Source organism: Ferrimonas sp. YFM, from assembly GCF_030296015.1.
Taxonomy (GTDB): Bacteria; Pseudomonadota; Gammaproteobacteria; order Enterobacterales; family Shewanellaceae; genus Ferrimonas.
Genome location: NZ_AP027368.1, coordinates 3828041 through 3853498 on the forward strand (window position 1 = coordinate 3828041; position 25458 = coordinate 3853498).

Genomic DNA, 25458 nt, shown 5'->3' on the forward strand with positions numbered 1-25458 from the left:
TTACTCTACCTCTAATGATTTGACTCGCATCTGGGTGCCGCCCACTACCTGCAGGGAGTATCCGCTGCATTTGGGGCAGGGCTGCCCACGCCGTGACAGGGGAACCTCCACGGCACAATCGAAACAGTAGGCGGTGCCGGGCACCGACTCGATGGAAAGGCTGCACCCTTCAGCCAGGGTGTCTCGGGTGATCACATCAAAGCTGAATTCCAGGGCTTCCAGTTCAACCCCGGCCAGTTCCCCAACCTCGAGGCACACCTCTTTCACCTTGGTGAACTGCTGTTTCTGGGCCTCACTTTCCAGGATCTGTACTATCCCTTCGGCCAGTGACATTTCGTGCATCTTGCCTTCCCGCTCTAGGCCATGCAGGCCTGTTACTGGTTAATGGCTGCCCCAGGCAACCCTATCAGCCCATGTTACTCAGGGAACCCGGGTCGAAACATTGTCCTTTGTCATAAAAATTGAAAAAAGGTCATAACATCGCTGTTACCCGCCAGTACTGAGTTTTACCCATAAAAAAAGCGGAGCCAATGCTCCGCCTTATCTGTTCAGTCTGGCCTATTCGGCCTCGTCTATCCAGGCCTGCTGAATCGCTTCCAGAATACGCTCGTTGCAGTGATCAGGGTCGTCATTAAACCCCTCCAGATCCATCACCCACTGGCGCAGCTCAGTGAAGCGCAGCTGCGTAGGATCCACATCGGGCTTCTGCTCGCTCAGCTCGATGGCAATATCCTGCACGTCTACCCACTTCAGTTCCATGCTTATCTCCTTGGCGTGATTAGTGGTTTTCACTTACCTGATTGATGGTGTACCTGGGGATATCCACCACCAGATCCTCATCTTCGACCTTGGCCTGACAGGAAAGGCGGGACTCCGGCTCCAGACCCCAGGCCTTATCCAGCATGTCGTCTTCCAGCTCGTCACTCTCCTCCAGGGAGTCGAAGCCCTCGCGAACCACCACATGACAGGTGGTACAGGCGCAGGACTTCTCGCAGGCATGTTCGATGATGATGCCATTGCGCAGGGCCACGTCCAGAATGGTCTCTCCCTGATCGGCCTGGGCTTCCAGGCCTTCAGGGCAGTGCTCTTCACTGGGCAGAAAAATAATCTTTGGCATAACTAACCTTATACGTTATCAACCGATTGTCCCGACAGCGCCCGACGAATGGACAGATCCATCCGGCGTGCGGCAAATTCGGCACTGGCCTTATCCAGGGCCTCGATGGCGTCCTTGATGACCTGACCATCGTTGCCTTCACACAACTGTTTCAGCGCCACCATCTGGTCACGCAATACCTGCTGCTGCTCGGGGCGCAGCAGTTCGTCGCCGTCGGCATCCAGGGCGGAGCTGAGGCTTTCGATCACCCGCTGGGCCTCGATACGCTGCTCGGTGAGCATCCGCTTGGCGATATCCTCTTTGGCGTGCGTCATCGACTCGGTGAGCATCCGGGTGATCTCCCCTTCACTCAGGCCGAAGGAGGGCTTCACCTGGATGGAGGTCTGTACCCCGGAGGTCTTCTCCTGGGCCGTCACCGACAGCAGGCCATCGGCGTCCACCTGGAACGTCACCCGGATCACCGCGGTGCCCGCAGCCATGGGTGGAATCTCCTTGAGGACGAAGCGAGCCAGGGAGCGGCAGTCCGCCACCATTTCACGCTCGCCCTGCACCACATGGATGGCCATGGCAGTCTGACCGTCTTTGAAGGTGGTGAACTCCTGGGCCCGGGCGACAGGGATGGTGGTGTTGCGGGGAATCACCTTCTCGGTGAGTCCACCCATGGTCTCCAGACCCAGGGACAGCGGCGCCACATCCAGCAGCAGCATGTCCGAGTCCGGCTTGTTGCCCACCAGGATGTCCGCCTGAATGGCGGCGCCTATGGCCACCACCCGATCCGGGTCGATGCTGGTCAGCGGAGTGCGTCCGAAGAACTCACCCACCTGCTCCCGTACCTGGGGAACCCGGGTGGAGCCGCCCACCATCACCACCTCCAGCACCTCCTCCTTGTCCAGGCCGGCATCACGCAGGCTGCGGCGGCAAGCCATCAGGGTGCGCTTGACCAGAGGGGCGATCAACGCATCAAACTGGCTGCGGGTGATCTCCCCCTGCCAATCGCCAATGGCGGCGGTGACGCTGTCGGCGCCGGTGAGCGCCTCTTTCACCCGGCAGGCCTCGCTCTGCAGCTGTCGGCGCAGGCTGGCGTCCGGGTCGGACAGTCCAGCCAGATCAGCCAGGTGATCCGCCAGAAGGTGGTCGAAGTCGTCGCCCCCAAGGGCGGAATCGCCGCCGGTGGCCAACACCTCGAACACCCCCTGATTGAGGCGAAGGATGGAGATGTCGAAGGTACCGCCACCGAGATCGTAGACGGCGATCACCCCCTCCTGGCCGGAGTCCAGGCCATAGGCGATGGCGGCAGCAGTGGGTTCATTCAGCAGGCGCAGCACCTTGATGCCCACCAGTTCGGCGGCATCTTTGGTGCCCTGACGCTGGGCATCATCGAAGTAGGCGGGCACGGTGATCACCGCCCCGGACAGCTCCCCGCCCAGAGTCTCTTCGGCCCGGGCAATCAGTGGCTTGAGCACTTCGGAGGAGACCTGAACCGGATTGACCCGACCGGCGCGGGTCAGAAACAGCGGCAGGCCGTTGTCTGAAGCTTCCAGGTCGTAGGGCAGTTTGGGGTAACGGCTCTGGATATCGTCCAGGGAGCGCCCCATGAAGCGTTTCACCGAGATGATGGTGTTCTGTGGATCCTCACTGGCCAGGGCCTTGGCAGACTCACCGGTCTCCACCCCCTGCTCCAGGTAACGCACCACCGAGGGCATGCGATGACGCCCCTGGGGGTCGGGCAGAGTTTCAGCCTGACCGCTGCGCACCGCAGCCACCAGAGAGTTTGTGGTTCCGAGATCGATTCCCACCGCCAGCTTGTGCTGGTGAGGGGCGGCCATCTGGCCGGGTTCAGCAATTTGCAGTAACGCCATAATCAGTGATGTGAAGCATCAGGCCAGCAACCGGTCTTCCAGCTGCGCCAGCTCCTCCTCCAGCTTCTTCATAAATTTTAGTTTGCGCACCGAGTCTGCGGCTTCCGGCCACTGCTGATCGCCCAGCTGAGACTCCAGCTGCTGCATCAGGGCACGGGTGCGTTGACCGAGATCGTCGGCGAAATCCATCGCCGCACTCTCGACGTCGGAGGACTCCTCCACCTCTTCCAGGGTCTCCCTGAGCATCATCTGCTCCATCAGGAAGCCGGTGTCACGGATGGTCTGGGTCTCACCCTGCAGCTCAATACCGCCGAGTTTCAGCATATACTGGGCACGGGCCACGGGCTCTTTCAGGGTTTGGAAAGCGTCGTTGATCTCTGCCGCTTTCTGCACCGCCATCAGGCGATCCCGCTCGGAGGCGTCGGCAAAGTTATCCGGATGGACGGCACGCTGAAGCTCGCGATAGCGGCCGCTTAGCAGTGTGGCGTCCACCTGGAACGCCACCGGAAGGTCGAACAACTCGAAGTAGTTCATCAATATCCCCTGCACCTGACAAATGGGCCCGATCGGGCCCCAGGCATCAAACAGTAAAGCTCTCTCCGCAGCCACACTCACCCTGGGCGTTGGGGTTATTGAACTTAAAGCCTTCGTTCAGGCCCTCCTTGACGAAATCCAGCTCCACACCCTCAAGATAGATCAGGCTCTTGGCATCGATGATCACGTTGACTCCCTTGTCTTCGAACACTTCATCGTCTGGATTGAGTTCATCAACGAACTCGATAACGTAGGCCAGTCCGGAGCAGCCGGAGGTCTTCAGGCCCAGGCGCAGGCCGATGCCCCGCCCGCGGTTGGCCAGAAACTGCTTCACCCGGTCGGCGGCGGCGTCGGTCATGGAGATGGCCATAGAAACTCCCGTTACTCTTTGCCTTGCTTGCTGTTGTAATCGGCGATGGCCGCCTTGATGGCGTCCTCAGCCAGAATAGAACAGTGGATCTTCACGGGAGGCAGGGCCAACTCTTCGGCGATCTCGGTGTTCTTGATAGACGCCGCTTCCTCCAGGGTCTTACCCTTCACCCATTCGGTGACCAGGGAGGAGGAGGCGATGGCGCTGCCGCAGCCGTAGGTTTTGAACTTGGCATCTTCGATAACGCCTTCGTCGTCCACCTTCAGTTGCAGCTTCATCACGTCACCGCAAGCCGGTGCGCCAACCATGCCGGTGGCGACATTGGGGTCGTTCTTGTCGAAAGAACCCACGTTGCGGGGGTTTTCGTAGTGGTCAATGACCTTTTCACTGTATGCCATGATTACGCTCCAAATTCCTAACTCTCGTCGGGAACCGGTCGCGGCCGGTCCCTCGTTGTGTCTCTATCAGTGAGCCGCCCACTCGACGGTGGACAGGTCGATACCGTCTTTGTGCATCTCCCACAGGGGAGACATCTCACGCAGTTTGCCGATGGCGCCACGGATCTTGTCGATGGCGTAGTCGATCTCCTCCTCGGTGGTAAAGCGGCCGATGGAGAAACGGATGGAACTGTGGGCCAGCTCGTCAGTCATGCCCAGGGCACGCAGCACATAGCTGGGTTCCAGGCTGGCAGAGGTACAGGCGGAACCGGAAGACACCGCCAGATCGCTCAGGGCCATCATCAGAGACTCACCCTCAACGAAGTTAAAGCTGATGTTGAGGTTGGAGACCAGACGCTGTTCCAGATCGCCGTTGATGTACACCTCTTCAATGTCCTTGATGCCGTTCAGCAGACGATCACGCAGCACGCGCATACGCTCAGCCTCGGCACCCATCTCCTCTTTGGCGAGGCGGCAGGCTTCGCCCAGGCCCACCAGCTGGTGAGTCGCCAGGGTGCCGGAGCGCATGCCACGCTCATGGCCGCCACCGTGCATCTGGGCTTCCAGGCGAACCCGGGGCTTACGACGCACATAGAGGGCACCGACGCCCTTGGGGCCGTACATCTTGTGGGCGGAGATGGAGATCATGTCCACCTTCATCGCCTTCACGTCGATGGGCAGCTTGCCGGCGCTCTGGGCCGCATCCACGTGCAGCAGAATGCCTTTGCTGCGGCACAGTTCACCGATGGCGGCGATGTCGTGGATGACGCCAATCTCGTTGTTGACGTGCATGATGGAGACCAGGATGGTGTCATCGCGCATCGCTTCTTCGAAGCGGCTCAGCGGGATGATGCCGTTGCTCTCAGGCTCCAGGTAGGTCACCTCATAGCCTTCGCGCTCCAGCTGGCGACAGGTGTCCAGCACCGCTTTGTGCTCGGTCTTGCTGGTGATGATGTGCTTGCCCTTCTTGTTGTAGAAGTGCGCCACACCTTTGATGGCCAGGTTGTCGGACTCGGTGGCACCTGAGGTGAAGACGATCTCGCGGGGATCGGCGTTGATCAGATCCGCCACCTGGTTGCGGGCAATGTCTACCGCCTCTTCGGCCTGCCAGCCAAACTTGTGCGAGCGGGACGCGGGGTTACCGAACATGCCGTCCAGTGTCATGTACTGAACCATCTTCTCGGCGACACGAGGGTCAACCGGAGTGGTGGCGGAGTAATCAAAATAGATCGGAAGCTTCATTACCTTCTCCGACTTGAGCCGGCTAGAACATGGTGCCGGCGGTTAGTTACATCATGGCGCAAGCGCCAAAACCTTTACTGTGCGTGAGCTTTGGCTTGTTGTGTTTCCTGACGTACGGAGACCACCTTTACGTCATGGCTCGACATCAGATCAGCCAGGCTGATGCCGTTCAGAAATCCTGCAATGCGGTCGCTGAGGTCACCCCACAGGGAGTGGGTCAGGCAGCGGGCGCCGCTCTGGCAATTGCTCTTACCGTGACAGCGTGTGGCGTCCACGGACTCGTCCACGGCGTGCACCACCATGCCCACGGCGATGTCGGCAGGGTCCTGCCCCAGCAGGTAGCCGCCGCCCGGGCCACGTACACTGCTGACCAAACCGTTTTTACGCAGCTTGGCGAACAACTGCTCCAGGTACGACAGAGAGATGCCTTGTCGCTCGGAGATGTCAGCCAGCGGCACCGGCCCGTCGGCGGAGTGCAGAGCCACATCGAGTATGGCGGTGACCGCGTAGCGGCCTTTGGATGTCAATCTCATAACCTGTCCCTTTCATGCAACGCTACCACTATACCATATACCCGAGTAAATTACTCAAGTATTATTCTGGCAGCTTTAACCGGGATTTTCGATTAGTGGAGAGGAATACCCCAGCATCCAGCTGGGGCATTTAACCCTATTCGCAAGTCGGATTCAAATACCTGGATCAAATCTTTCGTGCTCTTTTCGACGGGTATCTGCCGCTTCTTGCTCTGCTTCAACAAAAGCGGTGACATTGAGCTGTGGCAGCTCCTTGGTTTCTATGGTGCAGCCCTGCTCCTTGAGCGCCTGACAGATCTCCATCATTCGGGCATCCATCAGGTGCATATGATCCAGCATGGAACCGATGGCACTGGCCACGGGATCCGGGTTGTCCGGAGACACCGCGTAGGCATCGAAGCCATACTTCCTGGCCAGATGGCTGCGTCTGTGCTCCTTCTCCCGCTCCGCCTTGCTGAGCACGGATCGAGCGGGAATGCCGATCATGGTAGTGCCTGGCTCCACATCCTTGATCACCACAGAGTTGGAGCCCACCCGGGCCCCCTCACCGATGTCCAGGGGGCCGAGGATCTTGGCGCCGGCGCCCACCACCACATTGTCGTGCAGGGTGGGGTGACGCTTGCCGGCGTTCCAGCTGGTGCCCCCCAGAGTCACGCCGTGGTACAGGGTCACGTCATCGCCAATCTCAGCGGTCTCGCCGATCACCACCCCCATGCCGTGGTCAATGAAGAAGCGGCGACCGATGCGGGCGCCGGGGTGGATCTCCACCCCCGTGGCCCAGCGGGAGAAGGTGGAGAGAAGCCGAGAGGTCAGTTTCCAGTTGCGACACCAGAGTTTATGGGAGATCCGGTGAAGCCAGATCGCATGCATGCCGGGATAGTTGGTCAGAATCTCGAAGGCACTGTTGGCCGCCGGATCTCTGTGATAGATGGAAGCAATGTCTTCCTTAAGACGCGCACGTATTCCCATGTTTGCCATTACTCTTTGTTGGTGGAGTCAGTTCTCTCTATAGATGTGAGGACGCCTCGCAGGATATTCAACTCCTGAGACTCGGGCCGGGCCCGGTTAAACAGTCTGCGCAACTTGGCCATCACCTGACCAGGGTGGTTTTTGCGGATAAACCCGGTGTGGGTCAGGGCAGACTCCAGGTGCTGATAGAAACCTTCCAGCTGCTCGCCATTGGGGTACGCCTCTTCAGGCTCGGGCTTGGCCAGCAGGCTCAGGTGCTTCATTCGCACCTCATAACAGAGCAGCTGTACCGCCTGGGCCAGGTTGAGGCTGGAGTACTCCGGATTGGCTGGAATGTTGACGTGGAAGTGACACAACTGCAGCTCCTCATTGGTCAGGCCATGATTCTCACGGCCAAACACCAGGGCCACAGGACCGGTTCGCCCCTCCAGCGCAAGCTTCTCTCCCGCCTGGCGGGCATCCAGCTGGGGCCAGTCCAGGCCGCGGCGGCGGGCCGAGGTGCCGATGGCCAGGGAGCAGTCGGCAATCGCCTCCTCCAGGGTGTCCACGGTCTTGATGTTCTTCAACACATCCACGGCACCGGCGGCCAGTGCCACAGACTTGCCGTCCGGCTCCACTCTTGGGGCCACCAGCATCAGCTGGGACAGGCCCATGGTTTTCATCGCCCTGGCGGCGGAACCAATATTGCCCGGGTGGGAGGTGCCCACCAGGATAATGCGGATATTCTCTAGCATCCGGTTGATTACTTAGGTAAACGAAGAGGGCCAATATGCTATCACAGGCTAATGTGCCACTTTAGAAACATTTGTTGCTTTTATATATAGATCATCTTTGCTAAAATCCGCGCCCCAACCCACAGGGGTTTCCGTTCTTTTACATCCAGGGGTATCGATATGCATCCGATGCTGAATATCGCCGTTCGCGCTGCACGCGCCGGCGGAGAGGTTATTGCACGCGCGTTTTCTGAGCAGGACAAGGTTGAAGCCGAACTGAAAGGCATCAATGACTACGTCACCAAGGTAGACCGTGACGCCGAGGCGGCCATCGTGGCCACCATCAAGAAGTCCTATCCTAAGCACACCATCATCGGCGAAGAGTGTGGCACCATCGAAGGTGAGCACGCGGAGTTCCAATGGATCATCGACCCCCTGGATGGCACCACCAACTTCGTTAAGGGTCTGCCCCACTTCTCCGTATCCATTGCTCTGCAGATCAAGGGCAAGGTGGAACAGGCCGTGGTATTCGATCCCATCCGCAATGAACTGTTCACCGCCACCCGTGGTGCCGGCGCCCAGCTGAACGGTTACCGCATCCGCAACAGCGGCGCCCGTAACCTGACCGGCACAGTGATCGCCACCGGCTTCCCCTTCAAGAGCCGTCAGCACAGCGAAAGCTACCTGAACATGCTGGCCGGTATCTGGGAAGACGCCGCCGACTTCCGCCGCACCGGCTCCGCCGCCCTGGATCTGGCCTATGTGGCGGCCGGCCGCGTGGACGGATTCTTCGAGATTGGCCTCAAGCCCTGGGACATCGCCGCAGGCGAACTGCTGGTGAAGGAAGCCGGTGGCATCGTCACCGACTTTGTCGGTGGCCACAACCAGCTGAAGAGCGGCAACATCGTCGCTGGCGCCCCCAAGGTGACCGCCGGTCTGCTGTCCGCCATGCGTCCTCACCTGAATGACGCCCTCAAGCGCTGATTTCAGTGAAGAACGGAAAAGGGGAAGCCAATGGCTTCCCCTTTTTGCTGCCTGAAACTGGGATCCCGTCTACATTTTTCTTCCATCTGCTCACCTTTTCTTTCACAAATGGATGCAAATGACGCTAAATACGCAATTTCTGTTGATTTCAGCCATGGAAATCTTCAGGGAAAGCTGCTGAGATCTATCGATTTTCGAATTAGCACACCCGGCCACAAGTGGGAGACAACCCATGATCGCCAATAAACCGAGGTACCCGTGAATCCACATCTGTTTTTCAAACTGCTCAGTGATGAAACCCGGCTGCGCTGCGTGTTGCTGCTGGTCCGCAAAGGTGAGCTGTGTGTCTGTGAACTGGTTGAAGCCCTGGATGAAAGCCAGCCGAAGATCTCCCGCCACCTGGCCAGCCTGCGCAGTCAGGGACTGCTGAAGGACCGCCGCCAGGGGCAGTGGGTCTACTACTCCCTGTCCGAGGACCTGCCCGAGTGGCTCAGCCCGCTGCTGGCCGAACTGGGCAATGCCCAGGCCCTGGCTGACCTCTACCAGGCGGACAGTGACCGCTTGCAGGCGATGACCTACCGTCCGGGTCGCTGCACCAACTGATCAGCGTCCCCGCCACTTGAGAAACACCACCAGATAAAGGGTCGCGGCCGCAAAGGAGGCCAGGGTGCCCAGAAGGACACCCAGCATGGGGTAACTCACCCAGACCGACAGGCCATACACAATCAGGCTGCCCACCCCAAAGGGATAATGCTTGGCCAACACCGCCACCGGCCGGTTGCCATACTCCAGTTGCAGCAACAGCATCAATGGGAACAGGGTAACCGGGAAGGCCGCCATCACCCCGGCCAGGCTCTGAGGCAGCCAGTGTGCCAGCGCCGTGATCACCACTACGATCACCGCCGCCAACAGCGCCCTGCCCCAGATCATCATCGGCCCCGCTTTCACCGCCACAAACTCCGGCTCCGGCACTCTGCGGGTAATTCGAATGGCAAGCAGTGCCACGGCGGCGGCCACCAGCGCCCCTGCGGCGCCTATGGGCGGCATGGATTGCGCCAGCAGGGCAAAGCTCACCAGGGCCAGAATGGCCACTCCCATGGGTCGCCAGGCCTTGGCCTCGGCGCCTTGGGCGCTCAGGGTATACACCAGGCAGTAGCCTGTGGTGGCCGCCAGCCCCAGTTGACCATAAAGAGCCGCTTCGGCCGCAAATTCGGGGCCGTGCTCCACACCGTAGAAGAACAGCACTATGGCGGTGCCCAGAGGGTAACCGGACAGGACCCCGGCCAAACGGGGACCACTGCGTTCGGCAATCCAGGCCAAACCCACTACGGCGATCACTGCCGCCAGAACCTTGGCAACCAACAACATCATAGGAGCCGTGAAAACAGGGGAAAGAGGGCGCCAGAATAGCAGACCAGCAAGAAATGCCAAGAAGCAGTTGTGAAACAGATCACATTGATAACAATGCAGTTTTATTTTTGGAACTATAGACTGTAGGGAACCACAGAATGCCCCTATCGACCGTAGGGAGCCACGGATTGCCCCTGGAGAGTGCCCATGCACAGACTGTACAAATCGTTTGGACTGCCCACCATCGCCCTGTTTGAACACCTGATTCTGATCATCATCACCCTGGCAACCCTGGTGGCCATCGGCCAGGAGGTATGGCTGATGATCTCCAACCGCCATGTGGCCCTGGCGGATCTGCTGCTGCTGTTCATCTATCTGGAGGTGCTGGCCATGGTGGCGGTGTACGCGGCGGAGGGGCAACTGCCGGTGCGGATGCCCATCTACATCGGCATCGTCGCCCTGGCCCGCTACCTGATTCTGGACATGAAGGCGATGGACGACTGGCGGGTGCTGGCGATCTCAGCCTCTGCGCTCCTGCTGGCCGCCACCGTGGTGGTGATCAAGGTGGGACAGACCTATCTCAGCGTCGAAACCGAACATAACAGGACGTCGAGATAGACCCAGATAGAGAAAAAGGAGGCCAAGGCCTCCTTTTTCTTCGAATCATCGTCGTAGAATCAGTGGCTGCACATATTGCCACGGTTCAGCACATATCCTTCACCGGATGGGGCCACTTTGGCCATCTTGACGAAGAAGGTGACGATCTGCTCGATGCTCTGATCGTCCAGGCGGCAGGTGAAGAACCGGGCCTCGGCACCGAACTGCTCAGCAGCCAGGGCCTTGATCTGATCCAGGGTCAGCGGCTCGCTCTGTTCGCCGATAAGGTTGAGAAGTTCGTGGGCATGGATAGACTCGGACATAATGGTTCTCCAGATTTCAGAAGATTCAAATTATATGCACCTTTTAAAAGCTATCTTTGATCTGAATCCGGTTTCCAGCAATTGGGTGCAGCAATGATCTCCATTGAAGCCCTGCAGCTGATCCTCAACCTGACTCAGCAGATGTCCCTCTACCTGGTGATCGCCTACATCTTCACCAAGACACCTGTGTTCAAACCCCTGGTCACCCTGTCCCATCGCCTGCCCCACCGGCTGATGCTGTACGGAGTGTTCAGCTGTTTCTGCATCCTGGGCACCTATTTCGGTGAACAGACCAATGGTGCCATCGCCAACACCAGAGCCATGGGCGCCGTGCTCTCCGGCCTGCTGGGCGGCCCCATCACCGGCTTTGCCGTGGGCCTGACCGGCGGCCTGCACCGCTACAGTCTGGGCGGCTTTACCGACGTCGCCTGTGCCATATCCACCACCTGCGAAGGCCTCTCCGCGGGACTGGTGCACGCCTATCTGATCCGCAAGGGCAAGCTGGAGCAGCTGTTTCACCCTGCCCTGGTGGCTCTGGTCGCCCTCTGGGCCGAGGTGCTGCAGATGATCATCATCCTGCTTGTAGCCCGTCCCTTCACCGATGCCTGGCAGCTGGTGCAGGTGATCGCGCCGCCCATGTTGCTGGTCAACAGCGTCGGCGCCGCCATGTTCATGAGCATGCTGCGGGACCAGAGGGTAATGGTGGAGAAGATGTCCTCGGTGTTCTCCGCCAAGGCACTGAAGATCGCCGAACGCACCGTGGGGATCCTCAGTCAGGGGTTCAATGCCACCACCACCAAGCAGGTGGCCCGCATCGTCTATGAGGAGACCCAGGTGGGTGCGGTGGCGATCACCGACCGGGAGAAACTGCTGGCCTTCATCGGCATAGGCTCGGACCACCACCTGCCCAATACCCCCATCTCCTCGGAGATCACCATGGAGGCGATCCGCAGTGACCGGGTGATGTACGCCGATGGACTGCAGTTGAGGTATCACTGCTCCGTCTCCAAAAACTGTCCCCTGGGATCCAGCCTGGTGATCCCTCTGAGGGGCGAAAACGAGGTGATCGGCACCATCAAGCTGTACGAAGCCAAGAACAAGCTGTTCCTCAACATCAACCGCACCCTGGGAGAGGGGATCGCCAAGCTGCTCTCCAACCAGATCCTCCACGGCCGCTATCAGCATCAGAGCAACCTGCTGACCCAGGCGGAACTGAAGCTGCTGCAGGCCCAGGTGAACCCCCACTTCCTGTTCAACGCCCTCAATACGGTGGCGGCGGTGACCCGCATCGACTCCAACCGCGCCCGGGAACTGATTCAGAACCTGGCCACCTTCCTCCGCGGCAACCTGAAACGCGGCACCGGGGTGGTGACCCTCAAAGATGAGCTGGCACATATCGATGCCTATCTGGAGGTGGAAAAGGCCCGCTTCGGCGACCGGCTCTCCATCAATCATGAGATAGAACACAATGTGCTTCACCTGAGGCTGCCCACCTTTACCCTGCAGCCACTGGTGGAGAACGCGGTGAAACACGGTATCGCCAACCTGTTTGAACCGGGTAAAATCGAGATTGGTGCCCACCGGGAGGGGGAGCAGCTGATCCTCACCGTGGAGGACAATGCCGGCGCCTACAAGGAGAATCCCGACAGCAGCGGACTGGGGATGAACCTGGTGGATAAACGAATAAAAGCACAATATGGACAACAGTTTGGCATCAGCGTCCAGTGTCGCCCCCAGCACTATACTAAGGTGACCGTGACCCTGCCTGCCGTGGAACACAGTGATGATTACCACCCTGCTGATTGACGATGAACCCCTGGCCCGGGAAGAGCTGGCCAGCCTGCTGGCCCACTACCCGGATGTGCAGGTCCTGGAGCAGTGCGCCAACGCGGTGGAGGGGATCGCCGCCATCCACAAACACAAGCCGGACCTGGTGTTTCTGGACATCTCCATGCCCAAGATCAGCGGCATGGAGATGCTGGCGATGCTGGATCCGGACAACACCCCCAAGGTGGTGTTCGTCACCGCCTACGACGAATACGCGGTTAAGGCGTTTGAGAACAACGCTTTCGACTACCTGCTCAAACCCATAGAGACCGAGCGGCTGGAGAAATGCCTGGAGCGAGTGCGCCGGGCCCAGGAGCCCCAGGATCTCAGCGCCATGATGCCGGAGCAGCTCACCCTGGTGCCCTGTTACACAGGTTCGATCCTCAAGGTGCTGAAGGTGGAAGAGGTGGAGTTCGCCTTCTCCGACCTGGGAGGCGTTCACGTGGCCAGCACCGATGAGGTGATCCACACCCAGCTGACCCTCAAGGTTCTGGAGAGCCGCACCCCCCTGCTTCGCTGTCACAGGCAGTACCTGATCCACCCCACTGCCATCGCCGAGATCGAAATTCAGGAGGGGGGCAATGGTGAGATCCACACCCGGGGAGGACGCACCATTCCGGTCAGCAGACGCTACCTCAAAGCACTCAAACAGACGCTTGGCTTTCAATAGTTGTGATTTATTAGGCACCTTTGCAAATCAGTCACTACACTTATTTTAGCCGCCGACACGGCAAGACTGACTGGCAAAACGAGGTGTCCCCATGTCCCTGACCAAAGCCGAGCTGACGCAGAACCTGATCACCAACCTGAACCTGTCCACCAACGACGCCAAAAATCTGGTGGATGCCTTCTTCGAGGAGATCCGGGCCTGCCTTGAAAACGGCGAAGAGGTAAAGCTGAGCGGGTTTGGCGTGTTTCACCTGAGAGACAAGAGCCCTCGTCCCGGTCGCAACCCCAAGACCGGCGAAGAGCACGAGATCTCCGGTCGGCGAGTGGTGACCTTTGCCGCCGGCGGCAAGCTCAAAGGCCGGGTCGCCACCCTGAAAGCGGAGTGATCCCCATGGGCCGGTCCTCCCGGCCCATGACCTTGATCACACTCTTATCACATCTCCATTACCTCTCTTTTCCGTTAACCGGTCATATCGACCGCTTAACTGCGCTGACGACCGCTTAACCAATCCTCTCACCGACTAGAAATTCAGTTCAGTAAAATGGAACCACTCAAAAAGAGGGGATGAAAAAATGACTTGGTTCCTACTAGCTGTTGGCCTGCTCATAGGCGGCTACTTTATCTACGGCGCATTCGTCGAAAAGGTGTTCGGCATTAAGCCCGAGCGCACCACTCCTGCCCACACCCTGACCGATGGCGTGGACTATGTTCCCATGTCCAAGCGCAAGGTCTACCTGGTTCAGTTGCTGAACATCGCCGGTGTTGGCCCCATCTTCGGCCCGATTCTCGGTGCCATGTACGGCCCGGCGGCCATGGTGTGGATCGTCATCGGCTGTATCTTCGCCGGTGCGGTGCACGACTACTTCTCCGGCATGCTGTCCGTGCGTAACGGCGGCGCCTCCGTGCCCAATCTGGCCGGTCGCTACCTGGGTAAGAACGCCAAGCACTTCATGAACGTCTTCGCCCTGGTGCTGCTGGTGCTGGTGGGCGTGGTGTTTGTTTCCGCCCCTGCCGGCCTGCTGGTGAAGCTGAGTGGCTGGGACAAGACCCTGCTGCTGGCCATCATCTTCGGCTACTACCTGATCGCCACCCTGGTTCCCGTTGACAAGATCATCGGTCGCCTCTACCCCTTCTTCGGTGCCCTGCTGCTGTTCATGTCCGTTGGCCTGACTGTTGCCATCATGGTGTCCGCCGACTACTCCATGCTGCCTGGCGTGACCGCCGGCGACCTGCTGACCAACTTGAACCCAGCGGACAAGCCCATCTGGCCTGCCCTGTTCATCACCATCGCCTGTGGCGCCATCTCCGGCTTCCACGCCACTCAGTCTCCTCTGATGGCTCGCTGCATGGAGAATGAGAAGAACGGTCGCTTCGTGTTCTACGGAGCCATGATCGGTGAAGGTATCATCGCCCTGATCTGGTGTGCCCTGGCCCTGTCCTTCTTCCACGGTGTGGAAGGCCTGCAGGCAGCCCTGGCCAACGGTGGTCCCTCCAACGTGGTATTCGAGGCCTCTACCGGTCTGCTGGGTGCCCTGGGTGGTGTGCTGGCTATCCTGGGTGTGGTGGTACTGCCCATCACCTCCGGTGACACCGCGTTCCGCTCCGCCCGTCTGATTCTGGCTGAGTTCATCAAGCTGCCACAGAAGCAACTGCCCAAGCGTCTGATGATCGCTGTGCCCCTGTTCGCCATCGGCGCCATCCTGACTCAGGTCGACTTCGGTGTAATCTGGCGCTACTTCGGCTTCGCCAACCAGTCTACCGCCGTCATCATGCTGTGGACCGCGGCGGCCTACCTGGCCCGAGCCAACCGCCTGCACTGGATCTGCACCGTACCGGCCACCTTTATGACTACCGTGGTGATCACCTTCATCCTGAACAACCCCACCCTGGGCTTCGGTCTCTCCATGACCGTCTCCACCGCCGCAGGTGTTGTGCTGGCCCTGGTGATTGCTGGCCTGGTGGTTGGCGTCATTGGCAAGAAGCCTCTGCCTGCCGACATCGAGTCTCTGGAATCTGCCTGAGACACACGCCGATTCTAAGTTCAAGGGTCCCTCGGGGCCCTTTTTTTATGGGCTTGCATCACTGCCAAACTGGCAGTAAGGTGAGCGCCCGGACACCGCGGCCTAATAACAGCAGTATGAGAGCAGCAGTATGACACCCATGGCTTATCACCCGCCCACAGACCCCTTTCTGGTCATCCTTCATCAGGACAGAGACATCCTGGTGGTGGATAAGCCCAGCGGCCTGCTTTCGGTGCCGGGCCGGGATCCGGCTCACCATGACTCCAGCTATGCCCGGGTGCTGAGCCAACACCCGGACGCTCAGGTGGTACACCGCCTGGACATGGATACCTCGGGTGTCATGGTGTTTGCCCTCAACAAAGAGTCCGAGCGGGAGCTGAAGCGCCAGTTCCGCGACAGGGAGACCAGCAAAACCTACCACGCCCGGGTGTGGGGCACTCCGCCCGCCCAGGGAGAGGTGGATCTGCCGCTGATCTGCGACTGGCCCAACCGCCCGAAACAGATGGTGTGTCATCAACAGGGCAAAGCCTCCCAGACTTTGTACAAGGTGGTCGAGCAGGGAGATAACAGCGCCCTGGTGGAGCTGACCCCCATTACCGGCCGCTCTCATCAGCTCAGGGTGCATATGCTGGCCCTGGGTCACCCCATCTGTGGCGATCGCTTCTACGCAGAGGGCGATGCCCTGCAGGCCGCAGAGCGGCTGCAACTGCACGCCAGCCGCCTGGTCATCAGTCACCCCTACAGCAAGACCACCATGACGTTCGAGGCCCCCCTGCCCTTCGACTGAGCCCAGACAAAAAAAGGGGCCATCATGGCCCCTTTTGCTTTGTCTACCGAAGGTTACAGACGGCTGGGGCAGGCCTCCTGCCACACACCGCACTGCACCTGACCGATGTGACTCATCCCCAGCAGGAACATGGTCAGCCGCGACTGGCCGATGCCGCCGCCTATGGTCTGAGGCAGTTCACCCGCCAGCAGAGCCTGGTGCCAGGGCTGCTGCAGCTCCTGAGCCTTATCCGCCAGCTGCATCTGCCTGGCCAGGGCTTCGGCATCCACCCGGATCCCCATGGAGGAGAGTTCGAAGGCGTCCTCCAGCACCGGGTTCCACACCAGGATGTCGCCGTTGAGGCCCTTGCCCAATTCGGACTCGCTGCTCCAGTCATCGTAATCCGGGGCACGGCAGTCATGGGCCTGACCATCGCCCAGCTCGGCGCCAATGCCGATCAAAAACACCGCCCCCTTCTCACGACAGATCTGCTTCTCCCGATCCTTGGCACAGAGATCCGGGTAACGGCTGCGCAGCGCTTCGGCGTGAACAAAGCTGATGGTTTCAGGCAGGATGACGGGCAAACCGAAGCGCGCGGCCACCGCTGCCTCGGTGTCGCGCAACGCCTGGTAGATCGCTTCCACCCGCACGGCCAACCCCTCGAGGGTGCGCTCCCCGCCCCCCAGCACTTGCTCCCAGTCCCACTGATCCACATAGACCGAATGCTTGGGTCCCAGGCTGTCTTCATCGGGGCGCAGCGCCTTCATCTGGGCCACCACCCCTTCGCCGGCGCCGAAACCATAGCGCCCCAGGGTGGCACGCTTCCATTTTGCCAGGGAGTGCACCACTTCAAAGCCGCGCTCCGGCATTGCTTTCACCTGAACCTGTACCGCTTTTTCATGGCCGGACAGTCCATCCTGCAGACCGCTGCCCACTTCGGACAACAGGGGCGCCTGCACCTCCAGCAGATTGAGGCGACGACTCAGCTGCTGACCAAAGGTCTCTTTGACAAAGGCGATCTGTTGCTGGGTCTGGATGTAGCTGTGTTTCATTGTCCGATCCTCAATCTCTGGCTTATCTGGGAGAGGATTTTTCACCAGACCCGCCCAATAATTCAATATTCAACAACAAATAAACTTGATCGCACTTTGATTCATCAATTAATTGCGGATATATTGAGAATTCGCTAATTCAGAGGCAAAAAAATGAACGAAGAGTATCGAATCGATAATCTGGACAGATCCATCCTGTGTGCCCTGCAAGAGGATGCCCGTACCCCCTATGCGGAACTGGCCAAGCGCAATGGCGTCAGTCCGGGAACCGTGCATGTGCGGGTCGAGAAGATGAAGCAGGCGGGGATCATCACCTCCGCCCAGGTGATGGTGGACCCTAAGAAGTTGGGGTATCAGGTATGCTGCTTTATCGGCATCAACCTCAAAGCCGCGGGGGATTATCCGGCGGTATTGGAGAAATTGCTGGCCCTGCCCCAGGTGGTGGAAGCCTACTACACCACGGGTCACTACAGCATCTTCACCAAGATCCTGACCCACAACATTGACGCACTCCACGAGCTATTAGTGCATAAAATTCAAAGCATTGAGCAAATTCAGTCAACTGAGACTCTGCTTTCCCTTCAGCAGCCCATTCACCGCCAGATAACCCCATAAACACAACACTAACATTCTAATCCAGAAAGAAATCGCAGCAGATTTCTCTGACGAGGTCGTTCGCAATCACCAGTGACTCCTGATAGAAAGTAGGATTCGTCAAAAAAGACGAAAGGCTTTAGGAAGTTAAGTAGCCAACTCTAATAAAATCAGGGAATCAACAAGAATGAAAACTCGTATTGCGATCGCAGTGGGCGCCCTGCTGGCCTCAGGGTCAGCTCTCGCCTCGGACTTAAGAGATCAAGGGATTGCTCTCGAAGCTCCGATTGAGAATTTTTATGCACCAGCACAACGCAACTACAACCAGGAACAGCAGCCCCGCTTCCTGGTAAAATTGACCGATGCCCCCATCGCCACCTACTCAGGCGGCGTGGCCGGTTTCGTCGCCACCGACTCCATCCGCGACAAGCGCAACAAGCTGAACCTGTCCAGCCCCAAGGTGCAGGACTACGCCAGCTACCTGAAGCAGAAGCGTCAAAGCTTTGCTCAGCAGGCCGCCAGCATGGGCGCCAAGGTAGAGCGTCAGTTTGATACCCTGTTCAACGGCGTCAGTGTCTCCGGTCAGGGCCTGACCAAGGAAAAGCTGCTGGCGATGCCCGGAGTGGCGGCCGTCTATGACCACGCCATCTACACCACCCAGATGGATACCTCCCGCGCCCTGATCCATGCCCCACAAGCCTGGGAACTGATGGGCGGCGTATCCGAAGCCGGTAAGGGAATCAAGGTCGCCATCATCGACTCCGGTATCCGCCCGGAACACCCGATGTTCTCCGGCGCCAACTTCGATGAGCTGGAGTGGGACCGTCCCGAGGACGACTACTGCGCCACCGCCGAGGATTTCTGCAACAACAAACTGATTGTTGCCCGCTATTCCACCCCCACTTTCGATGTGGCTCCCGACGAGCACATGAGCCCTCTGGGCTATGGCGGCCACGGCACCCACGTTGCGGGTACCGCAGTGGGTAACGTCATCAGCGCCACCTATTCCGGTGTCGACACCGAGATCTCCGGTGTGGCCCCAGGCGCCTACCTGATGGTATACAAGGCGCTGTTTGCCCCCGCCGATGACATCCACGGCGGTTCGGGTTCCAACATCATGTTGCTGGAAGCCCTGGAGATGGCCGTGAAAGATGGCGCCGACGTCATCAACAACTCCTGGGGCGGCGGTGCCGGCTCCAACCCGGCCTTCAGCCCCTACGTGGAAGCGTTTGAAGCCGCGGAAGCCGCCGGCATCCTGGTCTCCACCTCAGCGGGTAACAGCGGCACCCAGGGCGCTCAGTCCATCGGCTGCCCCTCCTGCATCGAGTCCGGCCTGTCCGTGGCCAACTTTACCCACGGCCGCTTCTTCGCCAAGCCGGTATCCATTGGCTCCGTCAGCGATGCGGTTTCCGTAGAAGGCACCGGCGAGGCTCGCCTGGCAGATCTGGACGGTGACCTGACCGGTCCCGCCAAGGCCGCGCTCCATGTAGACGCAGACAACTTCGAAGGGTGCGCGCCCTTCGAAGCCGACGCATTCAAAGACTCCATCGCCGTCATCAGCCGCGGCAGTTGCGCCTTCAGCGACAAGGCCAACAACGCAGCCGAAGCCGGCGCCATTGGCCTTGTGGTCTACAACAACCGCGCCGGACAGCCCATCACCATGTCCATGGACGATGGCACCATCCCCGCGGTGATGATTGATCAGGCCGACGGCACCGCCGTGGTCGCCGCCATCGAAGGCGCCGGCGACAGCGCCATCAACCTGACCGTTGGCCAGGCCACCCAGGCTCTGGTTAACCCCGACTACGCCGACATCCAGTCCGGCACCTCATCCCGAGGCCCCAACGGCGACTCCAGCATCCTCAAGCCGGATCTGGCTGCCCCGGGCACCGACATCCTCTCCGCCTGGTCTCCTGATGATCCGGGCAGCGACGGTGCCACCTTCGCCGCCATCAGTGGTACCTCCATGGCCAGCCCCCATGTGGCCGGCGCCGCCGCCCTGATGAAACAGGCTCACCCGGACTGGTCCGCAGTAGACATCAAGACCGCCCTGACCTCCTCCACCAAGGATTCCGGCCTGCGCAAAGATGATGCCGTGACCACCGCTGACGCCTTCGACGCCGGTGCCGGTCGTCTGGAAGTAGCCGATGCCATCCAGGCCGAGATCACCTTCTCCAAACCCTCTCTGGTGGACGCCGCCTGTGTGAAGGAGTGTGAGTTTGAGTTTCACATCTATGACAAGCGCGATGCGGGCAGCGACGAGAAGACCTACTACCTCAGTGGCTCTCTGAGCGGCGCCGACATCGACTTCGACGTAGACGCCATCACCCTGGCCGGAGGTGGCAGTGCCAAGATTGGCTTCACCGTCGACGGCAGCCTGGCCCAGCAGGGCGACTGGCTGTTTGGCCAAGTACGCATCAACGACGATCAGGCCCACCTGCCTCTGGTGATCCAGAACATGGACGCCACCGGCAGCAACATTGCGGTGACCGCCGAAGGCACCACCTCGGATCAGTCGGTGAGCATCGATACCCACTTCGAAAACGCCGACTTCAGTGAAGACCAGCTGGTAACCATCACCGCCAAGCTGCCTCAGGGCACCTCTATGGTGGAAGATTCCGCCAAGCTGGACGGCGCCCGCGCCGCCACCACCAGCTACAACGTGGACGAAGACAACGGCACCATCACCTGGGCCGGTAACCTGGGCAAGCCTCAGGTGCTGATCAATAAGATCGACGGCGGCCTGGCCTACAGCCCCAGCGCCGCAGGCCGCCCGGCCGCCTGTTCCGGCAGCTGTGACGAGTCCGCCTTCAACCTGGATCTGTCGGTCGCTGACCTGAAGTTCAAGTACCTGGGTCAGGAGTACGACTATGTGACCGTGTCCACCAACGGCATCGTGCTGGTAGGCGGTGGCAACACCTCAGGCACCTGGCTGAACCGCCAGTTGCCCGACGCCAACCAACCGAACAACATCCTGGCGCCCTTCTGGACCGATCTGGATCTTAAGGGTGGCGATGCCGACACCGCCGGTGGCGGTAACGTCTACTGGAGCATCGTTGGTGCCTCCGGCCCCGACTGGCTGGTGGTTGAGTGGGCCGACGCCAAGGTGTACGGCGACAGCTCCGACAACAGCTACACCTTCCAGGTGTGGATCAGCCTGACCGAAGACGAAGCGGTTCTGTATCAGTACCTCAAGGTGGACAGCCTGCCTGCGGATCTGACCATCGGCGCCGAGAACAGCAACGCTTCTGCCGGTGTGAACCTGCACTTCGATGGTGCTGGCACCACCCCTGCAGCCGACGATCTGTACGGTGTATCCGGCCTGGCCGGTGGCAACATCGATTTCAGCTTCGACCTGATGCTGGATGAGACTGGCGCCGCGGCCGATGACAGCATCGCCGTCACCGAAGACGCCGCCATGGAGTTCACCGTGACCGACAACGACAGCGACAGCGCCACCAAGGTGGTTGAGCTGACCGCCGCTGCCGGTGGCATTGAGCAGATGGCCGTACGCCAGTTCAGCGTTGAGAGCACCGGTGACCTGACGCCAGCCATCAAGTCTGAGCCAGCCAACGGCACCCTGACCCTGGCGGACGACGGCACCTTCACCTACACCCCCAACAAGGACTTCAACGGCAGTGACAGCTTCAGCTACACCCTGACCGATGGTGACCTGCCTGCGGGTGAAGCCAAGGTGATGCTGAACGTTGCCGCGGTAAACGATGCCCCCGTGGTTGCCGAAACCACCGAGCTCTCCGGTGCCGCCCGCACCAACCTGTTCCTGGAACTGAGCAGCATCAGCAGCGACGTGGACGGAGACAGCCTCAGCTGGAGCGTTGAACAGACCGGTGGTGACGCCGTCTCCTTCAGCACCAACGGTGGCCGCGTCCAGTTCACCCTGCCCGCCGACGGCGCCGGCAAGCAAGCCACCTTCAGCGTGGTCGCCAGCGACGGTGAGCTTGAAAGCAACAAGGGCGAAGTGGTGATCACCATGACCAAAGCTCAGGGCGGAGACAGCGACTCCTCCAGCTTCGGCTTCCTGGCCCTGGCCCTCTCCGGCCTGGCGCTGCTGCGTCGCCGTAAGCTGGCCTAAGCCAAACCTGAACTGAAAAGGGGAGCCGTCTGGCTCCCCTTTTTTTGTCCCTCATACCGGCTTGCCGCTTAGGCTGGCAACAGACTCCGGTGCAGCCGCCTGACCACGGCCTCCCCCTCCTCCCCCTTCACCAGGAAGCAGAGATTATGGGCACTGGCGCCCTGGCAAATCATCCGCACATTGCTGCCTGACATCGCCTCCAGCACCTTGAGACCGATGCCTGCGGTATGGGCGATGTGATTGCCGATCACCGCCACCAGGGCCAGATCCTGCTCCACCTCCACCCGACACAGGGGAGAGAGCTCCTCCAGCAGGGCGTCGGAGATCAGTGCACGACCGCTGGAATCCGAGCCGGTCTGATCCAGAGTCAGGGCTACCGACACCTCGGAGGTGGTGATCAGATCCACTGAGATGCGGTGACGGGCGAGGATGGCAAACAGCTCCGCCAGGAAGCCCTGGGCATGGAGCATATTCAGGCTGTGGCAGGTCAGCAGGGTTTGCTGACGCCGCAGACTCAGGGCGCGAAACACCGGCTTACTGTCGCAGCGATTGCGAATCCAGGTACCGCCGTTCTCCGGCGCCCGGGTGGAACCGACAAACACGGAGGTGCCGCTGCGCACCGCCGGCAGTATGGTGGCCGGGTGCAGAACCTTGGAGCCAAAGGTGGCCATCTCTGCCGCCTCATTAAAACTCAGCTCCTCGATGGGGCGGGCGTCCGACACCACTCTGGGGTCACAACTGTAGATGCCGTCCACATCGGTCCAGATCGCCAGGGTCTGTGCCCCCAGCCCTTCCGCCATCAGGGCGGCGCTGAAGTCCGATCCACCCCGTCCCAGGGTGGTCACCCGTCCGGCACTGTCGCTGCCGATGAACCCCTGGGTCACCACCACCTGGGACGCCAGCAAGGGCGCCAGCTTCTCTGCGGCCAGCCGGCCAATGGCGCCGATCTCCGGTGTGGCACGGCCAAAGTGGTCATCGGTGCGCATCACCTGGCAGGCATCGAAGTTGCGGGCAGCCACCCCACGCTGACTGAGCAGTTGGGTCATCATCAGCGAGGAGCAGCGCTCCCCCATGGAGAGCAGCCTATCCATGGACTCGGCGCAGCCGGGCTGGTCACTCAGGGCCTTGGAGAGCCGGTCCATCTCGGTCAGGTAGCCATCGAGCTCGGCGGCAATGGTGGCGGGATTCTCCAGACGATCGAGCATGGCGTACTCGATGGCCGCCACCTCTCTCAGCAACAGCTGTCGGCGGGACTCGTCCAGATTGCCGGAGGCCAGCTCCACCAGGCGATTGGTCACGCCGGCGGCGGCACTGACCACCACCAGGCGAACAGAAGGATCCGACTGAATGATGTCGGCACAATGGTTCAGCGCCGTCAGGTCGGCCACTGAGGTTCCGCCGAACTTGGCGACGGTTAAGGTAGGTATAGGATTATTCATGACTTCGAACCTGTATCACTGTTCGAAGAGTCTGGATCGACAACACGCAGGGTACGGCGTAAGCGACCAGAAGCTCTCCACCACATCTTACGGTGACAGTCATGGGGATTCAGCCCCATCGACCGAAGGGGTGGCGATCGGCCGCCGGCCCCCTCTCGGCACTGCTCCCCCTGATTCCGTGTCTTAGAGGACCGACCCTCTCTCCGGAACTGCCTGGGCAGTGCACCTCTTCTGGCCCTGGGTTCAGCTTGCAGACAGGGAGTCTGGTTAAAACTAAACCTAAAGGGTTGCAGACACTAAACCTTAATGCAGTTTTAATGTCAAACGATTGAGTAAGTAATGTACCCCTTAAGCTCCCGTTACGGGAAGCCGGGTCACAGTTTTAACGGGCCCACCCCGCCACCGGGCCGTTACCGCCGGGGCACAATACTGTAATTCGTCTATCATTACAGACACCTTTAGGCGTTCGGTCTGACAGACCGAAACAAAAATCATCCGTGAGTTTCACAAAATGTGACACGGTCGGCAGAAATCGGATTCTGTTAACATTTGCGGATAACATTTGAGCCAAAATACGGTATTTTGGGAACTTCAAATGAACAGAGCGAATCCCAATTCGTCCTGCTCCCCCAATGCTGGCGCATCGGGCTATTACACGCCGAAAAGGAATTTGCATAGGCATTCTTGTCCCGAATGGAGAGTGACTCCGTTCAGGACGGTTGGTTTAAAATGGGCTTTAGGTAGCTGATCATGCAAAATCCACATATCTTGATTGTCGAGGACGAAGCCGTCACTCGAAACACACTGAAAAGTATTTTTGAAGCAGAAGGATACCTGGTATCCGAGGCCGTAGATGGCGACGAGATGCACGACGTGCTCAAGGCGCACAAGGTTAACCTGGTGATCATGGACATCAACCTGCCGGGTAAAAACGGCCTGCTGCTGGCTCGCGAACTGCGCGAGAACAACAACATCGCCCTGATGTTCCTCACCGGTCGTGACAACGAAGTTGATAAGATTCTCGGCCTGGAGATCGGTGCCGATGACTACATCACCAAGCCGTTCAACCCTCGGGAGCTGACCATCCGTGCCCGCAACCTGCTGAACCGCATCGTCAGTTCCAGCAAGGCACCGGAAGAGAAGCCTCAGGTGGAGCACTACCTGTTCAATGGCTGGTCCCTGGAGATCAACAGCCGTTCTCTGGTCAGCCCCAGTGGCGAACCCTTCAAGCTGCCTCGCAGTGAGTTCCGTGCCATGCTGCACTTCGTTGAGAACCCAGGCAAGATCCTCTCCCGTGCGGACCTGCTGATGAAGATGACCGGCCGTGAGCTCAAGCCCCACGACCGCACCGTGGATGTGACCATCCGTCGAATCCGCAAGCACTTCGAGAGCCACCCGGAGACTCCGGAGATCATCGCCACCATTCACGGCGAAGGTTACCGCTTCTGTGGCCAGCTGGAAAACCAGTAAGGCCCAGCCATAAAAAAAGCCGCTTTCCAGCGGCTTTTTTTGTGTCTCAGATTAACTGCGTTGGCTCAGGTACTGCTTGAGGCTGGCCACATCCTCTTCCAGGTGTCGCTCAATCTGCTGATACCACTGCTCATGACCCTCCTGCCACTGAGGCAGATCGCCACACTGGAGTTGCTGAGACAACTCCTGAATCCGTTTCAGGCCCACGGAGCCTGCGGCTCCCTTCAATTTATGGGCTTCGCTGCATAACAGAGGCTTGTCCTTGCTCTGCATGGCGGCGGCCATGGTTTGCAGATACTCGGGCGCCATCTGCTCAAACACCACCACACTCTTTAGCAGGGTCGCCGCGCCAATGGCAGCACAATAGGCATCCAGGGTCTGCAGATCCAGCGAAGCGGTACTTGCGTCCGTCATGCGTACACTCCATCTAACTCATCACATCCTAAGGGAAACAGGTTATCACAGAGGGACAATTTCACCATTGTAAATTATTGGTTT

The 25458-nt window shown here is 59.6% G+C and carries 27 protein-coding genes and 1 riboswitch; of the genes, 11 read left to right on the forward strand and 16 right to left on the reverse strand.

Annotation, left to right across the window (positions count from 1 at the left end):
* The 11 genes from hypA to trmJ all read right to left on the reverse strand — a co-directional run bounded on the left by hypA (window position 1) and on the right by trmJ (window position 7795).
* Complete coding sequence (gene hypA / locus QUE41_RS17630; RefSeq protein ID WP_286340293.1) at window positions 1-342, reverse strand: hydrogenase maturation nickel metallochaperone HypA; 342 nt, start codon at window positions 340-342, stop codon at window positions 1-3.
* 216 nt (window positions 343-558) lie between these two features.
* Window positions 559-759, reverse strand: a complete 201-nt coding sequence (gene iscX / locus QUE41_RS17635) for a Fe-S cluster assembly protein IscX (RefSeq protein WP_028110942.1) — start codon at window positions 757-759, stop codon at window positions 559-561.
* 19 nt (window positions 760-778) lie between these two features.
* Window positions 779-1117, reverse strand: coding sequence for an ISC system 2Fe-2S type ferredoxin (gene fdx / locus QUE41_RS17640; RefSeq protein WP_286340294.1), 339 nt, complete (start codon window positions 1115-1117; stop codon window positions 779-781).
* A gap of 8 nt (window positions 1118-1125) precedes the next feature.
* Window positions 1126-2976 carry a Fe-S protein assembly chaperone HscA gene (gene hscA / locus QUE41_RS17645; protein ID WP_286340295.1) on the reverse strand — a complete coding sequence of 617 codons (1851 nt, stop codon included), beginning with the start codon at window positions 2974-2976 and terminating at the stop codon, window positions 1126-1128.
* A gap of 18 nt (window positions 2977-2994) precedes the next feature.
* Complete coding sequence (gene hscB / locus QUE41_RS17650; RefSeq protein ID WP_286340296.1) at window positions 2995-3510, reverse strand: co-chaperone HscB; 516 nt, start codon at window positions 3508-3510, stop codon at window positions 2995-2997.
* Window positions 3511-3556: 46 nt separating this feature from the next.
* Window positions 3557-3880 (reverse strand): iron-sulfur cluster assembly protein IscA, encoded by a 324-nt coding sequence (iscA, locus tag QUE41_RS17655; protein ID WP_028110946.1) that lies wholly within the window; start codon window positions 3878-3880, stop codon window positions 3557-3559.
* Window positions 3881-3891: 11 nt separating this feature from the next.
* A complete protein-coding gene (gene iscU, locus QUE41_RS17660; RefSeq protein WP_028110947.1) occupies window positions 3892-4278 on the reverse strand; it encodes a Fe-S cluster assembly scaffold IscU in 387 nt (128 codons plus the stop codon).
* Between the two features lie 66 nt (window positions 4279-4344).
* Window positions 4345-5559: an IscS subfamily cysteine desulfurase gene (locus QUE41_RS17665; protein ID WP_286340297.1), complete on the reverse strand. Its 1215-nt coding sequence runs from the start codon at window positions 5557-5559 to the stop codon at window positions 4345-4347.
* Between the two features lie 74 nt (window positions 5560-5633).
* Window positions 5634-6092, reverse strand: a complete 459-nt coding sequence (gene iscR, locus QUE41_RS17670) for a Fe-S cluster assembly transcriptional regulator IscR (protein WP_028110949.1) — start codon at window positions 6090-6092, stop codon at window positions 5634-5636.
* Between the two features lie 153 nt (window positions 6093-6245).
* Window positions 6246-7061: a serine O-acetyltransferase gene (gene cysE, locus QUE41_RS17675; RefSeq protein WP_286340298.1), complete on the reverse strand. Its 816-nt coding sequence runs from the start codon at window positions 7059-7061 to the stop codon at window positions 6246-6248.
* Between the two features lie 8 nt (window positions 7062-7069).
* Window positions 7070-7795, reverse strand: a complete 726-nt coding sequence (gene trmJ, locus QUE41_RS17680) for a tRNA (cytosine(32)/uridine(32)-2'-O)-methyltransferase TrmJ (protein WP_286340299.1) — start codon at window positions 7793-7795, stop codon at window positions 7070-7072.
* A 159-nt stretch (window positions 7796-7954) separates the two neighbouring features.
* Here trmJ and suhB point away from each other — a divergent pair, with 159 nt between their 5' ends.
* Both suhB and QUE41_RS17690 read left to right on the forward strand, forming a co-directional pair.
* Window positions 7955-8758 (forward strand): inositol-1-monophosphatase, encoded by an 804-nt coding sequence (suhB, locus tag QUE41_RS17685; RefSeq protein ID WP_286340300.1) that lies wholly within the window; start codon window positions 7955-7957, stop codon window positions 8756-8758.
* 258 nt (window positions 8759-9016) lie between these two features.
* Window positions 9017-9361, forward strand: coding sequence for a metalloregulator ArsR/SmtB family transcription factor (locus tag QUE41_RS17690; protein WP_286340301.1), 345 nt, complete (start codon window positions 9017-9019; stop codon window positions 9359-9361).
* Here QUE41_RS17690 and QUE41_RS17695 read toward each other — a convergent pair whose 3' ends face one another.
* Window positions 9362-10126 carry a hypothetical protein gene (locus tag QUE41_RS17695; RefSeq protein WP_286340302.1) on the reverse strand — a complete coding sequence of 255 codons (765 nt, stop codon included), beginning with the start codon at window positions 10124-10126 and terminating at the stop codon, window positions 9362-9364. It abuts the gene before it with no gap.
* 183 nt (window positions 10127-10309) lie between these two features.
* Between QUE41_RS17695 and QUE41_RS17700 the strand changes: the two genes are divergently transcribed.
* Window positions 10310-10726, forward strand: a complete 417-nt coding sequence (locus tag QUE41_RS17700) for a phosphate-starvation-inducible protein PsiE (RefSeq protein WP_286340303.1) — start codon at window positions 10310-10312, stop codon at window positions 10724-10726.
* A gap of 59 nt (window positions 10727-10785) precedes the next feature.
* Here the strand turns inward: QUE41_RS17700 and QUE41_RS17705 are convergent, their stop codons facing one another.
* Window positions 10786-11028, reverse strand: coding sequence for a YecH family metal-binding protein (locus QUE41_RS17705; protein WP_286340304.1), 243 nt, complete (start codon window positions 11026-11028; stop codon window positions 10786-10788).
* 111 nt (window positions 11029-11139) lie between these two features.
* Here QUE41_RS17705 and QUE41_RS17710 point away from each other — a divergent pair, with 111 nt between their 5' ends.
* From QUE41_RS17710 to rluA, 5 genes are all read left to right on the forward strand, one after another.
* Window positions 11140-12834, forward strand: coding sequence for a sensor histidine kinase (locus QUE41_RS17710; RefSeq protein WP_286342965.1), 1695 nt, complete (start codon window positions 11140-11142; stop codon window positions 12832-12834).
* Window positions 12812-13525 (forward strand): two-component system response regulator BtsR, encoded by a 714-nt coding sequence (gene btsR, locus QUE41_RS17715; protein ID WP_286340305.1) that lies wholly within the window; start codon window positions 12812-12814, stop codon window positions 13523-13525. The genes QUE41_RS17710 and btsR overlap by 23 nt, the downstream gene beginning before the upstream one ends.
* Before the next feature lie 91 nt (window positions 13526-13616).
* On the forward strand, window positions 13617-13910 hold the full coding sequence (locus QUE41_RS17720) for an integration host factor subunit alpha (RefSeq protein ID WP_136851182.1): 294 nt from the start codon (window positions 13617-13619) through the stop codon (window positions 13908-13910).
* 187 nt (window positions 13911-14097) lie between these two features.
* The gene (locus tag QUE41_RS17725; RefSeq protein WP_286340306.1) at window positions 14098-15546 is read left to right on the forward strand and encodes a carbon starvation CstA family protein; all 1449 of its coding nucleotides are present in this window, start codon (window positions 14098-14100) and stop codon (window positions 15544-15546) included.
* Window positions 15547-15676: 130 nt separating this feature from the next.
* Window positions 15677-16333: a bifunctional tRNA pseudouridine(32) synthase/23S rRNA pseudouridine(746) synthase RluA gene (gene rluA / locus QUE41_RS17730; protein WP_286340307.1), complete on the forward strand. Its 657-nt coding sequence runs from the start codon at window positions 15677-15679 to the stop codon at window positions 16331-16333.
* A 53-nt stretch (window positions 16334-16386) separates the two neighbouring features.
* On the opposite strand, the gene asnA is transcribed toward rluA, so the two are convergent.
* Window positions 16387-17364 (reverse strand): aspartate--ammonia ligase, encoded by a 978-nt coding sequence (gene asnA / locus QUE41_RS17735; RefSeq protein ID WP_286340308.1) that lies wholly within the window; start codon window positions 17362-17364, stop codon window positions 16387-16389.
* 153 nt (window positions 17365-17517) lie between these two features.
* Between asnA and asnC the strand changes: the two genes are divergently transcribed.
* On the forward strand, window positions 17518-17979 hold the full coding sequence (gene asnC, locus QUE41_RS17740) for a transcriptional regulator AsnC (protein WP_286340309.1): 462 nt from the start codon (window positions 17518-17520) through the stop codon (window positions 17977-17979).
* A 166-nt stretch (window positions 17980-18145) separates the two neighbouring features.
* A complete protein-coding gene (locus QUE41_RS17745) occupies window positions 18146-22051 on the forward strand; it encodes a S8 family serine peptidase (RefSeq protein WP_286340310.1) in 3906 nt (1301 codons plus the stop codon).
* A 68-nt stretch (window positions 22052-22119) separates the two neighbouring features.
* Here the strand turns inward: QUE41_RS17745 and lysC are convergent, their stop codons facing one another.
* Window positions 22120-23490, reverse strand: a complete 1371-nt coding sequence (lysC, locus tag QUE41_RS17750) for a lysine-sensitive aspartokinase 3 (RefSeq protein WP_286340311.1) — start codon at window positions 23488-23490, stop codon at window positions 22120-22122.
* Between the two features lie 62 nt (window positions 23491-23552).
* A riboswitch (Lysine riboswitch) is annotated at window positions 23553-23729 on the reverse strand.
* A gap of 511 nt (window positions 23730-24240) precedes the next feature.
* Between lysC and arcA the strand changes: the two genes are divergently transcribed.
* A complete protein-coding gene (gene arcA, locus QUE41_RS17755) occupies window positions 24241-24960 on the forward strand; it encodes a two-component system response regulator ArcA (RefSeq protein ID WP_028110965.1) in 720 nt (239 codons plus the stop codon).
* A gap of 51 nt (window positions 24961-25011) precedes the next feature.
* On the opposite strand, the gene QUE41_RS17760 is transcribed toward arcA, so the two are convergent.
* The gene (locus QUE41_RS17760; RefSeq protein ID WP_028110966.1) at window positions 25012-25374 is read right to left on the reverse strand and encodes an Hpt domain-containing protein; all 363 of its coding nucleotides are present in this window, start codon (window positions 25372-25374) and stop codon (window positions 25012-25014) included.
* Window positions 25375-25458: the final 84 nt, after the last annotated feature.

Excerpts from the sequence above, each read along its gene's own strand:
- hypA (WP_286340293.1), bottom strand. The coding sequence starts at position 342 with ATGCACGAAATGTCACTGGCCGAAGGGATAGTACAGATCCTGGAAAGT.
- iscX (WP_028110942.1), bottom strand. The coding sequence starts at position 759 with ATGGAACTGAAGTGGGTAGACGTGCAGGATATTGCCATCGAGCTGAGC.
- fdx (WP_286340294.1), bottom strand. The coding sequence starts at position 1,117 with ATGCCAAAGATTATTTTTCTGCCCAGTGAAGAGCACTGCCCTGAAGGC.
- hscA (WP_286340295.1), bottom strand. The coding sequence starts at position 2,976 with ATGGCGTTACTGCAAATTGCTGAACCCGGCCAGATGGCCGCCCCTCAC.
- hscB (WP_286340296.1), bottom strand. The coding sequence starts at position 3,510 with ATGAACTACTTCGAGTTGTTCGACCTTCCGGTGGCGTTCCAGGTGGAC.
- iscA (WP_028110946.1), bottom strand. The coding sequence starts at position 3,880 with ATGGCCATCTCCATGACCGACGCCGCCGCCGACCGGGTGAAGCAGTTT.
- iscU (WP_028110947.1), bottom strand. The coding sequence starts at position 4,278 with ATGGCATACAGTGAAAAGGTCATTGACCACTACGAAAACCCCCGCAAC.
- QUE41_RS17665 (WP_286340297.1), bottom strand. The coding sequence starts at position 5,559 with ATGAAGCTTCCGATCTATTTTGATTACTCCGCCACCACTCCGGTTGAC.
- iscR (WP_028110949.1), bottom strand. The coding sequence starts at position 6,092 with ATGAGATTGACATCCAAAGGCCGCTACGCGGTCACCGCCATACTCGAT.
- cysE (WP_286340298.1), bottom strand. The coding sequence starts at position 7,061 with ATGGGAATACGTGCGCGTCTTAAGGAAGACATTGCTTCCATCTATCAC.
- trmJ (WP_286340299.1), bottom strand. The coding sequence starts at position 7,795 with ATGCTAGAGAATATCCGCATTATCCTGGTGGGCACCTCCCACCCGGGC.
- suhB (WP_286340300.1), top strand. The coding sequence starts at position 7,955 with ATGCATCCGATGCTGAATATCGCCGTTCGCGCTGCACGCGCCGGCGGA.
- QUE41_RS17695 (WP_286340302.1), bottom strand. The coding sequence starts at position 10,126 with ATGTTGTTGGTTGCCAAGGTTCTGGCGGCAGTGATCGCCGTAGTGGGT.
- QUE41_RS17705 (WP_286340304.1), bottom strand. The coding sequence starts at position 11,028 with ATGTCCGAGTCTATCCATGCCCACGAACTTCTCAACCTTATCGGCGAA.
- btsR (WP_286340305.1), top strand. The coding sequence starts at position 12,812 with ATGATTACCACCCTGCTGATTGACGATGAACCCCTGGCCCGGGAAGAG.
- QUE41_RS17720 (WP_136851182.1), top strand. The coding sequence starts at position 13,617 with ATGTCCCTGACCAAAGCCGAGCTGACGCAGAACCTGATCACCAACCTG.
- QUE41_RS17725 (WP_286340306.1), top strand. The coding sequence starts at position 14,098 with ATGACTTGGTTCCTACTAGCTGTTGGCCTGCTCATAGGCGGCTACTTT.
- rluA (WP_286340307.1), top strand. The coding sequence starts at position 15,677 with ATGACACCCATGGCTTATCACCCGCCCACAGACCCCTTTCTGGTCATC.
- asnA (WP_286340308.1), bottom strand. The coding sequence starts at position 17,364 with ATGAAACACAGCTACATCCAGACCCAGCAACAGATCGCCTTTGTCAAA.
- asnC (WP_286340309.1), top strand. The coding sequence starts at position 17,518 with ATGAACGAAGAGTATCGAATCGATAATCTGGACAGATCCATCCTGTGT.
- QUE41_RS17745 (WP_286340310.1), top strand. The coding sequence starts at position 18,146 with ATGAAAACTCGTATTGCGATCGCAGTGGGCGCCCTGCTGGCCTCAGGG.
- lysC (WP_286340311.1), bottom strand. The coding sequence starts at position 23,490 with ATGAATAATCCTATACCTACCTTAACCGTCGCCAAGTTCGGCGGAACC.
- arcA (WP_028110965.1), top strand. The coding sequence starts at position 24,241 with ATGCAAAATCCACATATCTTGATTGTCGAGGACGAAGCCGTCACTCGA.
- QUE41_RS17760 (WP_028110966.1), bottom strand. The coding sequence starts at position 25,374 with ATGACGGACGCAAGTACCGCTTCGCTGGATCTGCAGACCCTGGATGCC.